The 12,502-nt window shown below is 47.2% G+C and carries 10 protein-coding genes; 1 reads left to right on the forward strand and 9 read right to left on the reverse strand.

Features of this window, described 5'->3' with window-relative positions:
* Positions 1-87: 87 nt before the first annotated feature.
* The gene (locus MMIC_RS00590) at positions 88-1,125 is read left to right on the forward strand and encodes a serine hydrolase (RefSeq protein ID WP_227819277.1); all 1,038 of its coding nucleotides are present in this window, start codon (positions 88-90) and stop codon (positions 1,123-1,125) included.
* Here MMIC_RS00590 and MMIC_RS00595 read toward each other — a convergent pair.
* The 9 genes from MMIC_RS00595 to bamA all read right to left on the reverse strand — a co-directional run bounded on the left by MMIC_RS00595 (position 1,016) and on the right by bamA (position 12,502).
* Positions 1,016-2,281: a serine hydrolase gene (locus MMIC_RS00595; RefSeq protein ID WP_072658381.1), complete on the reverse strand. Its 1,266-nt coding sequence runs from the start codon at positions 2,279-2,281 to the stop codon at positions 1,016-1,018. The genes MMIC_RS00590 and MMIC_RS00595 overlap by 110 nt on opposite strands.
* Entirely contained in the window at positions 2,274-5,216 is a 2,943-nt protein-coding gene (locus MMIC_RS00600) for a PEP/pyruvate-binding domain-containing protein (RefSeq protein WP_072658382.1), read from the reverse strand. Before MMIC_RS00600 ends, MMIC_RS00595 begins: the two co-directional genes overlap by 8 nt.
* Before the next feature lie 71 nt (positions 5,217-5,287).
* Positions 5,288-6,412, reverse strand: coding sequence for a lipid-A-disaccharide synthase (lpxB, locus tag MMIC_RS00605; RefSeq protein ID WP_072658383.1), 1,125 nt, complete (start codon positions 6,410-6,412; stop codon positions 5,288-5,290).
* 30 nt (positions 6,413-6,442) lie between these two features.
* Positions 6,443-7,249, reverse strand: coding sequence for an LpxI family protein (locus MMIC_RS00610; RefSeq protein ID WP_072658384.1), 807 nt, complete (start codon positions 7,247-7,249; stop codon positions 6,443-6,445).
* 16 nt (positions 7,250-7,265) lie between these two features.
* A complete protein-coding gene (gene lpxA / locus MMIC_RS00615) occupies positions 7,266-8,066 on the reverse strand; it encodes an acyl-ACP--UDP-N-acetylglucosamine O-acyltransferase (RefSeq protein WP_072658385.1) in 801 nt (266 codons plus the stop codon).
* A complete protein-coding gene (gene fabZ, locus MMIC_RS00620) occupies positions 8,063-8,509 on the reverse strand; it encodes a 3-hydroxyacyl-ACP dehydratase FabZ (protein ID WP_072658386.1) in 447 nt (148 codons plus the stop codon). Before fabZ ends, lpxA begins: the two co-directional genes overlap by 4 nt.
* Positions 8,510-8,547: 38 nt before the next feature.
* Complete coding sequence (lpxD, locus tag MMIC_RS00625) at positions 8,548-9,558, reverse strand: UDP-3-O-(3-hydroxymyristoyl)glucosamine N-acyltransferase (RefSeq protein WP_072658387.1); 1,011 nt, start codon at positions 9,556-9,558, stop codon at positions 8,548-8,550.
* 14 nt (positions 9,559-9,572) lie between these two features.
* Positions 9,573-10,097, reverse strand: coding sequence for an OmpH/Skp family outer membrane protein (locus tag MMIC_RS00630; protein ID WP_072658388.1), 525 nt, complete (start codon positions 10,095-10,097; stop codon positions 9,573-9,575).
* Between the two features lie 62 nt (positions 10,098-10,159).
* On the reverse strand, positions 10,160-12,502 hold the full coding sequence (gene bamA, locus MMIC_RS00635; RefSeq protein WP_072658389.1) for an outer membrane protein assembly factor BamA: 2,343 nt from the start codon (positions 12,500-12,502) through the stop codon (positions 10,160-10,162).

A 12,502-nucleotide genomic window follows, 5' to 3' on the forward strand; every position in this document is an offset into this window, starting at 1 on the left:
CAAAAGCGTATAATCATTGACTTTTTATCCAAATAGCGTAGAAGGATGAGATCGTACGGCTGAAACTATCAGGGTGGAGGACGTTATATGGCTCGAAAATCACGCATGGCACTCAAACTCTGGTTCCGCTTAATCACCGGCCTTCTCTTTTTTATGCTCATTCCCCACAAAGGCACAGCAGTCGAACATGAACCTGTGCGAGGCCACCATAAAACCACAACCGTAAGCAAAACCAAACACCCTACGATTCGGGATAGCGCCAATGCCGATATGCAGCGCATGTTAGAACAACGCATCACCTCTCTGCATCTGACAAAAGCAATAAAAGATAAACGGCTTTCTGTCGCTCTCGTTGATGTTACCGACCCGACCGCACCTGGTATGGCTCAGGTCAACGGTGATGAAATGATGTATGCCGCCAGCCTGCCTAAAATTGCCATCCTTCTGGCCGCCTTTGAACGCATCGCCGAAGGCAAGCTGCCTCTGGACAATAATTTGCGCAAAACCATGACCGATATGATCCGCCACTCTTCCAACAAAGCTGCAACAGCAGTACTTCATAAAGTTGGCGGAGATTATATTAATACGGTTCTGGCCTCGCCCAAGTACCGCTTGTATGACCCGCAGCACAATGGCGGCTTATGGGTTGGCAAGGAATATGGTAGCGGCAAAGCATTCCATCGCGATCCGCTGCATCACCTCTCACATGGTGCCACAGCCACTCAGGTGGCCCGCTATTACTATTTGCTGGAAACCGGCCAGCTGGTTTCGCCGAAACATTCCAGCGAGATGAAAAGCATTCTCTCCAAACCCGGCATCAGCCACAAATTTGTCAAAGGACTTCAAACTGATTATCCGAATGTAGAGATGTACCGAAAATCAGGAACATGGCGCACCTACCATGCGGATAGTGCACTCATTGAACATGACGGGCATCGTTACATTGCTGTTGCGCTGGCAAATGACCCGAAAGGTGGCGAATGGATGAAAAAACTGATTCGTGAAATGGATGACATTATTGTTGCGATGCATGCACCGGATGCAACGATTGTAACAGCGCATGCAGACGTGTCGCCAGTGTCTGGTGAGCCACCGCAGAATTCTTCCTTAAAACATTTGATGTAATTGCCACGATATAGCGAAGTCCAGGCGCTCCGGCAGGGGCTTCTATAATTGCCACCGAATTCATGATATTTAGTTTATTCCCGCTGTATTTTTTGCATACAAAGCCTGGTTCAGCCACACATTTATAGAATGAGCCGGATTTAAAATAGACCGCAGCATCCTTTAACGCAGGAGAGGATGCATAACGAATCCTGTACTGTGTAAGATATAACAACTTCTTAAGCTGCAAGCTCGACCAGGCATCAACCAGCTTCCCCTGCTCCATCAAAAGCATGTAATACATCAACTCTCTGGTTGTACCGACACTATTACTTCCGGGAACCCGACGCTTACCCTCTCGCGAAAAAAAACCGCCCTGTCTGAGATGATCCGGGTCAAGACCATTTCGTGCAACAGGTTCCTGTAGTGCCGCCAGAATATCCTCATGCAACACAGTTCTGGATTGAGCGAAATAACTCTCCTCCTGTGCAACTGTAACCGGATATGCCTTGCCGAAGTGGCGCAACAGCAACAGATGTTTGATAACCATGCTGACAGCAGCATTGGAACTGGCTGAGAGTGTCCAGTCCAGATAGGTCCACATATTGGCAGTATCACCTTCTGCAAGTTTGCGTTTCTGCAGCCGCATTCTTTCCGGCAACCAGAATGGAACTTTATGATGGTCATGCCGGATGAATGCATCGGCAGTGATCATACTATCTCGCAAGATGCGTTCGCGCGCCTGAATATCATCAGGGTAGATGTCTTCCAGGGCCTGAAATAGCGCCAGAACAACGATAATTTTCCCAACGCTGGCCGGATTCCTCAACACATCCGCGTTGTGATGCACGAGATTGGGATGATCAGGGTCGCTGATATCCAACATACTGAGACTATAATCATCAGCCTCATCACCAAGCAAGGCGACTATACGCGAGGCCAGTTGACGGTTTTCTGCCGGCAACGAAAAGCTGCGCTCCGGCAGAGCGAGTGAAATCTGGTTCGAGTAAAGTCTTGCCCCCTGAAACAGTCGATTGCCGGGAACATTTCCAAGCTGTGCCTGCCTGTAACCTTCCAGCCTCTCTATCCCTGTCTCATCAGCAGCATCAATCGGGAATGCAGTCGCAGGCAAAGGATTTAGAAAAACAGCTGCCAGGATAAATATAACTCTAATCATTGTTTCGTCTCGCAAATATTGGCAACTGATCCAGATTCACCGTATGAGTTGATCGTGCGGAAAGCTTGCTGTCCATTGCCTGCAACGTAGGACTGTTCCATGCTCTTCGACTCTCAACAAAAGGTCGAATTTGAAACAGCGCTAATTTCCCGGCATTAAAGCCAAATTCAATATCTGCTGCTACCGGTTTATTCCCGCTGCCTCGAGGCAGTGGAAAACGTGCATCAACATCGCTAGCCACATCCTGCAAACGCACAATCTCATTGCGGCTTAACAACTGCTCCATACCCACTGCAGCTTCCACTTTGATGCCCCCTGCTTGACTCAACATCATCTTCTTCGGCGCAGTCGCCTGAGACATCAGCTGCACATCCCCCTGCTTGCGATCAACACGCAACTCCTCAGCAGCCTGCCCCTCAACTGCACCGCCCACACCTTCATTCACCGCGATTGATAGCCAGCCGTGGTTTCCACTGCCCACATCAGCTGTAACCATGACGCCAGACTTTTCCGATGCGAAACTCTGCATCAGTAATACTGCAGGATAGACATGCTCCGGTGCAGTCATATAAGACTGTCGCCACGCAAATGCCCTCTCGCTGAACGGTGAAGCCCACACACGTTTGACCGCATGCAAAATCTCGTCAAAACCTATGACATTGGGTACTGTAAGATTCAAACCCGCCCCATTGAAACCGGGCAGGTCTTCAACATTTGTATCGCTGCGCACAAATAACCCGGTTGTCTCACTGCTACCAAACTGTTCAGTCAAAGCACTACGCAACTGGTGTGTAAATGCAGCACCCGGGTCTCCATAGATAATCCTGTTGCGCAACTTTTCCAGAAAGACTTTAGTCTGGTGGTTTCTTTCTATTTCAGAGCTGATCTTTTCCAGCCTGCGGTATTCCGCCTGCATCCATACAAAGATGGAACTGCCTCCAGGCTCAATAGGTTGATCCAGATATTTTCGGAACACACCGAAAGGAATGACCAAACCTGCAGTAACCATATCCGGATAATAATAAGCAAGCTGCCCTAAATTCGCGGCTTTTGGGCCTACTGTTCGTCCCGAATCGCTGGAACGGATTACTTGAAGTGGAATTAATGTTAAATCGTTGAGATTCAATTTATCAAGATCAGGTTCAATTGTAACTGCATCAACTGTCTCACTGCCAAACACCATATCCCATTTTTCTTCATCCGGCATGATATGGATAACACCTTTCTGGCTTACTGCCAGAATCACCCTTTTTCCAATATGTCGACGAATTTGCTTAAGACGTATTTCATCTGCGACAAGATTGGGAATGCCCATATTTCGAGCAAGCAGTTGCACATGCGAAACTGAGCTTCCTTCACCTCGGGTAATTATACCTGCAACAGGTGTCAAATTCTGAGTCGTAGCATTCAGAATATAGATGCCATCGGGATGCAATGGCTGTCCCTGCTCCGGTTCAGCTAACAGTATCCCCCTGCGTAATCCCGGATTCAGCGCACGCAAACCGCTACCCACCTCTCGACCAAACAGCTGATGTTTGATGCCACTGAGTCTGTTGGCATCGATAATCAATGTATCGAGCAAGCGGGTATATGGCAGCAAAGGGCTGCCTCTCAAGCGATCGGGAACAAAGTTCTGCACCAATGGGGTCAGGGGCAACCACTGTTTTACAGCTGAAGAAAAGTGAAATTCCAGAGCGCGCTGTGACCACTGTGAAACACGTGTAAGATAGTTCAACGATGCATGATAGTCACTTACGCTGATCCGCTTGCTGCGAAGCAGAGTATTCAACTCCATGGATATAGCCTGCCATTGTCGATCAGACAGCATGCCCGTTGCATGTAGTGCTGCTGCCAAATATCTCAACCAGCCAAGTCGTGTGCGCCGACTGGCTGTTTCAGCCTCTCTTAGCAGCAGATTGCCGTGAACAAACACCTCCTGTTCAAGAACCAGCGTGGCACGTAAAAAACGCAATCGGTTATATACTGTATAAGGATTATCTTTGGATAGAAGCTTACGGTAGCCCTGCGCTTTGGAAGCTGCAAATGCAACAACTCTGTCACTGTCTTTGCTAGCGTACAGATCGCGGATGGTTCCAACCATCTCCTGGCGAAAAGCTTTATTGTGAGATTTATCATGCAGCTGCCACAGCAGTTCATTGCTCGTATGTTCACCAAAAAGTTTATCGAGACCTGCTGCAAGCGCTTCATATTGATCCTTCAGCTCTGCAATCCCGGATTTCTCTGCATACTCACGTACCTTCGCTGCATCCCCGTCATCCGGAAGGCTATGGATTTTCACTCGCAGCTTGTGAAACCCTGCATCCTGTTCATTTATATCTGTTGCCGCCTTGCGAACTTCAACCCCCAGCAACGGTTCAAGTGTAATCGGTAATAAGCGCACTGCCTCGCGCAGTAAAAGAAACTTTTCAGGCTTTAACCAATCCTTATCAGCAAGCATTGCCAGAACGATTTTTCTGGCCGAGTCCTGCTCGGCCTCTACCTGAATTGCCCCTCGATAAAAACGTGCTTTGCGTAACACCCAGCCATCGTCGACCTGCTTGAGGAACTGTTCAAGCAGTATCTGGCTCAAATCTGAAGCTGCGTTATCGGCAGTGATGAATTGCTCAGGCTCTATCGCAGAAAGCACATTGGCGATCAGATAACCGTTTTCCCTCATAGTCATCGCACGATCATTCCACTCACCATGCTGGCGACCACCACCGTGTTCTTTACAGGCATATTCTTTGGGAGGCAACACGGTGCCATCATTGCAAAACCACTGCACTGATTTAAAAGGGCCGCGATGGGCATCTTTAAAATCATCAACCCAATCTCTGTACTGCTTTATCTGATGATGATCCGCCTCAGCTGCCTGAACCAGACCACCGGAGAAAATTGTAATCATCCACAAGATCAACGTCATACGAAAAGCCATAGGATACAGTATAGTCAAAGAGTTGATTTCTTACTACAGGGATAAATTACACCTATGAAAGCAAGCTGAATCTAGTGAATAAGCTGCTCCACCATATCAGCAACGCCTTTAGCAGGCTTTTCATTCCCGAGAACTTCCCTCAAATCGCAAAATGCATCTCGTTGCATCTCAGCCGCATCTGAATTTTGCAACAATGGTAGAATTTCATGTACAATATTTTCCACAGTACAGTCCTGTTGAATCAGCTCGGGCATAACCGGCCGATCTCCCAGAATTATATTAGCCAAACCTGCACAGCGAAGCTTAACCAGCCTTTTGGCCAGAAAAACCATCAATGGCGAACTTTGATAAACCAACACCGTTGGCACGTTCCACAAAGCCAGCTCGAGGGTGGCAGTTCCTGATACAGCGATTGCCGCATCAGCTCTTAACGCATAATCATGCTCTTGCCGTTGTATCGCTACGGCTCCCGCCTTCCACAAGAGCTCCAATTGCTCTTTTTCCACGCCCGGCGCCAATGGGACAACGCAGGCAAGTTCTGGCAATTCGGCCCTAAGCTTTCGAAGGCTTTCTGCCAAAACTGGAATATGTGCTTTTAACTCCTGAGGGCGACTACCCGGCAGCAATGCCAAAAGCTTTTGTTCTGGTTCTAAGCCGAGTTTATGCCTCAATTCAGCAGCGGACCAGCCTCTCTCACAAGCTACGGCACTGGGATTTCCCACATAAGTGGCTGAAATTCCACGCAGGGCAAACCATTCGATTTCAAAAGGAAGAATTGATGCAAGCCTGTCCTGAGATTGCTGCAATTTCTTTACTCGCCATGAACCCCATGCCCATAATTTCGGTGCAATAAAATGGATAACCGGAATCCCCATGTTTCGTAACTTGCGACCCAGCCGCATATGAAAACTGGAGAAATCAACCAGCACCGCTACTTCGGGCCGGTTACTGGCACACCAGTTAAGAATAGAAACCTCGATACTTCGAATACGTGCAAGTGAGCGCAGCACATCACTTATACCCATGACATTCAACTCATTCATATGATGCAGCGGCATGCAGCCATTAGCTATCATCTGACTGCCTGCGACACCTGTTACTTCAACTTCAGGAAAACGTGATTTTAATTCCGCAACGACTGTAGCAGCATGAAAATCGCCGGAAGTTTCACCGGCACTGACAAAAAACTGCCTCATCTATTCAATCTCACGATAGAGAATGTAAAATTAACTCTCCGAGTAACCATAGACAGAAATACCATATTGGCTAGCCATGGAAGAAAACCGATCCCGTTCAATCATCAGTGTTTTTCCAGCTTCTACTGCAAGCAGATTGCAGCCAGAAGCCTTCATCACTTCCAGTGTGTCAGGTCCAACGGCAGGCACATCAAAACGAAGATCCTGATTTGGCTTGGCCACCTTGATCACCGCCGCCTTTCCGCTGCCCAGTGAACCACCACGCTTGATCGCTTCGTCAGTGCCTTCAATGGCCTCAACAGCCAAAACAGCCTGATCCTGTACCACAATAGTCTGCCCGATATCGAGCCCGGCAATCCCCTTGGCCTGAGTATAACCAAAGATAATGTCATCATTGCGTTTTTTCGCTGCAGGGCCTGCCAGATGCCCCGTTCCGGCAAGCATTTCACCTGCGTACAGCGTCTGATCGATCAGGGTCAACCCGCCTTCAGACAACAGATCTGCAATGGTATTCAGGATTGAATCATCCCGGCGATCTTTCAAACGCATCAGACCTTTCACAGCTGTAAGATCTGGCCTGAAGTTACGAAACAGATGCAACTTCCGCACCTTGCCAGCCATCACAATCTGATCCACACCGGCTTTTTTAAAGGCTTTGATCATGCCGCCTATCTGCCCCACATGCAGCCAGCATGTAGATGCGGTCAACTTCTCGATTTCAGGAAAAGTCTCTTCACGCGCAGCAACCGTATGAACTTCGAAACCTTCGGCAGCGAGAGATGAGGCCAACTCCAGAGGGAAGTGTCCATAACCCGCAATGAGTCCTATTTTTTTCATACCGCGAGTAAAGTGATCAGGAGTCGCGGCGATGCGTGGTCAGACCGCGTTTGGCTGTGCGGACAAATTCCACCAGACTGCGTCCAACTTCATCGCCATCTTTAAGTATTGCTTCGGCCTGAAGCAACTGCTCGGCACGTTTACCCTTTTCCTGCAACAGTATGCGATAGACTTCCTTCAAATGACCAATCTGCTCCAGATTGTAACCTTTGCGTTTCAAACCCACGAGATTCAAACCACTCAAACCAGAGCGATAACCACCGGCAACAAGACAAAATGGGGGCACATCTTTAGTCACGCCGGACATACCACCAATCATGGCTAGACTGCCAATACGGACAAACTGCTGGATAGCAGAAAGACCACCGATAATGGCCTGATCATCAACTTCAACGTGACCAGCCAGAGTAGAGCAGTTGGCCAGTACAATGTTATTTCCAAGCAGACAATCATGCGCGATATGGGTATATGCCATCAACAAATTATGGTCCCCAAGGCGAGTAATCATGCCACCGCCTTCCGTACCTGCATTAATCGTCACATTTTCGCGGATCTGGTTGTTATTTCCGATAATGACCTGAGATGATTCCCCGTGGTATTTCAGGTCCTGAGGAATCTGACCGATCGAAGTAAATGGGAAAACTCTGTTTGCTGATCCCATAACGGTATGGCCGGTAACCACCACATGTGACATTAACTCACAGCGGTCTCCAATAATCACATCAGGGCCAATGACACTATACGGCCCAATCGTCACACCAACGCCGATCTCTGCCTTGCTATCAACAATAGCTGTTGGGTGAATTAAGCCACTCATGTTTCTTCTTGCGGCACCAGTGTAGCCGTCAATGTACCTTCACAAACCAGTTTACCATCGACGAAGGCCTCACCACGCAGCTTCCACATAAAACCACGTCGGCGCAGACAGGTCAGCTCAAATATAACCTGATCACCCGGACGAACCGGCTTACGGAAACGCACGCCATCAATACCTGTAAAATAGACCAGATATTCACGATCATCTTCAACCGACTGGAATGCAAGCATGCCACCGGCCTGTGCCATAGCCTCAACCAGAAGCACACCCGGCATCACCGGATGCGCAGGAAAGTGACCGGTAAATTGCGGCTCATTGATGGTTACATTTTTCAATGCACGGATTGATTTTTCTTTTTCGTAATCAAGAATCCGGTCAATCAGTAGAAATGGATACCGGTGCGGCAAAAACTCCATAATCTGATCAATATTAAATTCCGGCATTTAAACTCTCCTTGAAACTGTATATATGAAATATTTAACTAACGATTGCGCTGAGCTTTCCAAAGCTCGGGCAATTTCATCATTAACGCAGAAACCTTCAACCACATGCGATGCGGCATGGCTGGCACTCCGGCATAGGTTCCCCCGGCCTCAAGATCTGATATCACACCGCTTTTGGCAGCCAGCTTAACACCGTCACCTATATTCAAGTGACCGGCCGTACCAGCTTGCCCACCGAACTGACATCCTTTGCCAATTGTTGTTGAACCTGATATTCCAACCTGACTTGCCATCACAGTAAAGGCACCGACGCGAACATTGTGGGCAATCTGAATCTGGTTATCCAGTTTCACGCCACGCTCAATAACTGTATCTTCAATGGCTCCGCGATCAATGCAGGTATTTGCACCGATTTCGACATCATCTTCAAGAATGACTCGTCCGACCTGCGGAATTTTCAGATGTTGTTGACCGCTCCAGGCATAACCGAATCCATCAGATCCAACCACCGCTCCGGATTGCAGATAAACCTCATTTCCCAGCACGCAGTCGTGGGCAACAACTGCTTTTGCGTGTAACAGACAGTTTTTGCCTATGCTTACCCGATCTCCGATGATACAACCGGCACCAATTCTACTGCCTTCGCCAATGGTGACCTGCTCACCTATCACGGCATTTGCACCGACTTCCACATCAATCGCAAGTCTGGCTTCAGGATGAATAACAGCTGAGTCATGCCTGATTCCACTGGCAGGTAACTCCGGATGAAACAAACGCTGCAGTTTGGCAAAAGCGAGATATGGATCCCTGACACGAATTACACTGCAACCGTCAGGGTCTGCTGCTGCATCTGATACTAAAATTGCAGCAGCGTCAGTTTGTGCTACTGCATCGCTGTACCTCTTATTTGCCAGAAACGATATCTGGCTGGCATCAGCACTACTCAACGTATTTACGCCGGTAATTATCAGCTGTTTGGCATCACCATCAAATCCTGCAATAACTCCACCGACAAGTTCGGCAACCTCATGAAGAGATACGCTTTTCACAGGATACCTGCTAATTACTTCTTGGCATCCAGAAGTTTGGTGATATCTGCAGTAACATCATGTTTTGGATCAACATAAAGGAATGCAGGTTTCTGCATGATAATGTCATATTTACCCTGCTTGCCATAGCTACTGATCACTTTCTGGAATTTGGTTCCGATACTGATATCCAGACGATTCTTTTCAGCGCTGAGCGCTTCCTGAGCATCCTGCTGTTTGCGTTGGAAATCAGTACGCATGGACTTTAGTGCCTGCTGTTTCTGTGCCAGACGATCAGGTGACATTGCCATAGACTGGCCCAACAGATCCTTTTCAGATTTACTGATTTTTTCGCCCAGTGCCTGAAGCTCTTTGACTTTCTGGGCCTGCAGACTTTTCAGGCGTTTCATACCCATTTGATAATCAGCTGTGTTTTCCACTGCACTTTTCATATCAACATAGCCGAATTTCATTCCTTCGGCATGAGCCATCGTTACGCCACAAATCATCATCGCCCCAAGTGAAGCAATAATTGATCGAATATAATTACTTTTCTGCATTGAAAACTCCTTACTATTTCTACTACAAACTATAGTTATACTCTGAATACTATCAGAATATGCTAAAATGACCCGCCCATCATAAATTCAAGATTCCTCTGCACATCACCCGATACAGTTCGGATTGGTATCGCCCACAATAACCCAATAGGACCAACCGGAGACATCCATTCGATACCCAACCCTGCCGAAGAACGCAATCGTGATAAAGAAAATGCTTCCGTTATGTTAATCGGTGCCAAACCGGTCACTGTAGCAGATACACTCCCCCAAACTGTACCCGCGTCAACAAATGCCACACCACGAATACCGGATTGCTTCACAAATGGCAGCGGAAAAAAGAGATTCAGCGAAGCGTTAAATTTTTTATCACCACCAACAGCTTCACCAGTATTCGGATCACGCAATGAAATACCCAGTGAATCAAACCCTCTTACGCTGCCGGAACCGCCAAGCGAGTAGCGACGATACAGAGGTACATCCAAATTCGAATAACCACTAATGTAACCAGCCTCAAAAATCGGATTCAGGACAAATCGGTGTTTCTCATCTATAGGAAAATATGCTTTATTTGTTAGCTTGACCTCATAAAACTTATCACTTCCACCCAGACCAGCCGCTCCAACATGCAACTGATGCATCTGCCCCTCTGTAGTGCCAAGCAAGCGATCACGGCTATCCCAGGTCAAATTCTGAGTGACCTCACCTGTTGTTTGTCTCCCCAACTGTGACAGTGTAATCGGAGAGATTGTTGTGTTGGTCAGTGACAGATCAGAGCGTTTATATTGATACGATATCCCATAGCTGAGTTCAGGCGTAATAGGTATACCGAAGCCAAAACCTCCTCCGATAGTTTCCATTTGATAGGTGGTCGTAGTCTGCGGATCCGTCTTGGTTTTGAACCCGTTTACCGTAGCACTCATATTCAATCCTAAAAAATAAGGGTCTGTCAGACTTGTGGTAATATTCTGGGTCACTGCCCCATACTCACCGTTAAGACTGGCCTGATAGCCTTTACCGAATAGATTGTTTTCCTGGATTTTGGCATGAAATGTTACTTTTTCAATTTGTGAATAACCAATGCCGCCGGTAATGGAACCTGTTTTTCGCTCAGTCAGGTTCACATTCATATTGACCTTGTCGCCTGATGAGGCTTTATCCAATGAAACTCTGACATCTTCAACAAAAGCAGATCGACTCAAATTCTTTTTACTTTGCTCAACCTGAGTGCCGGAGTAACGGGCTCCCTCAGCCTGTTTCAACTCCCTTCGCACCACTGAATCATCGGTTTTTTCATTACCTACAACTTCAATGCGTTCAACATAAGCTTCTTCGCCTTTTTCAACTTCAAATGAAATTGAAACCGTTCTATCTTCAATATTCCTCTTCATCAGAGGTGTTACTGAAGCAAATGCATAACCTTCATCACCAACCCTTCCAGTGATTGCCGCAATACTTTCGCTCATTGCAGTCAAAGAATAGGTGCGGCCTTCTTTCATGCTAATCAGTTCTTTCAATGTCTCTTTATCAGGGACCAGGTCTCCCTGCACATCAATCTTGGATACCGTGTATTGAGGACCTTCAAATACACTAAAAGATAGGTCAAAGCTCTTTTTGTCTGAAGACATGGCAAGATGCATAGACTCAATCTTCATATCAAGATATCCCTGATCCATGTAATACTGCTGAAGCATTTGGGAATCAGCGGCAAAACGTTTCTGATCAAACACATCCCGATCGGATATCCATGATGGGAGATCTGATTGTCTGGAAGCAATCTCTTCGCGCAACACCCCACTACTAATAGCTTTATTGCCGATAAAACGAACACGACTGATACGCGTTACATTTCCTTCGTCGATCTTCACAACGAGATCCACACGTCCATCGTCGCGGGGTGTTGTAATAAAATGAATCGCAACCTGATAGAAACCATCTTTCAGATAGCCCTTGAGCAGGGTGTTCCGATCAGCTGTTTTATTCTTAGGACTGAAAACACGCCCTGGTTTCAACTTCATGCGTAACTGAAGGTCTTTAGTCGTATGCTCGTCATTGCCCTGCATCTTCAAACTGGCTATCAGGGGAAACTCTTTCACATGGCAGACAAAATGAATTCCCTGAGCTGTTCTTGTGCCGGTGAATCTGACATCGGAAAAGAAACCAGTTCGATGCAACCTGCGAATATTTTTACTTATTTTACGCCTATCCAGACTGTCGCCAACCTTGATAGTCATTTTATCAAGAATAGTTTCCTTTTCGACGAATCGATTTCCTTGCACATCAATAGAAATAATCCGCGACGCTGTTTGCTGATTGTCTTCAGCTGCCGAAACAGTGTTGAAAGACAACAAACCGGAAAGCAGTAGTCCAAACGCGATAATCCAATATTTTAACGAGCCAAGCAT

Origin of the sequence: Mariprofundus micogutta, assembly GCF_001895085.1 — a bacterium.
GTDB classification, from domain to species: Bacteria; Pseudomonadota; Zetaproteobacteria; order Mariprofundales; family Mariprofundaceae; genus Mariprofundus; species Mariprofundus micogutta.

What these genes read in the sequence shown, in the direction of transcription:
- MMIC_RS00590 (WP_227819277.1), top strand. Translation starts at nt 88, where the DNA reads ATGGCTCGAAAATCACGCATGGCACTCAAACTCTGGTTCCGCTTAATC.
- MMIC_RS00595 (WP_072658381.1), bottom strand. Translation starts at nt 2,281, where the DNA reads ATGATTAGAGTTATATTTATCCTGGCAGCTGTTTTTCTAAATCCTTTG.
- MMIC_RS00600 (WP_072658382.1), bottom strand. Translation starts at nt 5,216, where the DNA reads ATGGCTTTTCGTATGACGTTGATCTTGTGGATGATTACAATTTTCTCC.
- lpxB (WP_072658383.1), bottom strand. Translation starts at nt 6,412, where the DNA reads ATGAGGCAGTTTTTTGTCAGTGCCGGTGAAACTTCCGGCGATTTTCAT.
- MMIC_RS00610 (WP_072658384.1), bottom strand. Translation starts at nt 7,249, where the DNA reads ATGAAAAAAATAGGACTCATTGCGGGTTATGGACACTTCCCTCTGGAG.
- lpxA (WP_072658385.1), bottom strand. Translation starts at nt 8,066, where the DNA reads ATGAGTGGCTTAATTCACCCAACAGCTATTGTTGATAGCAAGGCAGAG.
- fabZ (WP_072658386.1), bottom strand. Translation starts at nt 8,509, where the DNA reads ATGCCGGAATTTAATATTGATCAGATTATGGAGTTTTTGCCGCACCGG.
- MMIC_RS00630 (WP_072658388.1), bottom strand. Translation starts at nt 10,097, where the DNA reads ATGCAGAAAAGTAATTATATTCGATCAATTATTGCTTCACTTGGGGCG.
- bamA (WP_072658389.1), bottom strand. Translation starts at nt 12,502, where the DNA reads ATGCTTGGCTCGTTAAAATATTGGATTATCGCGTTTGGACTACTGCTT.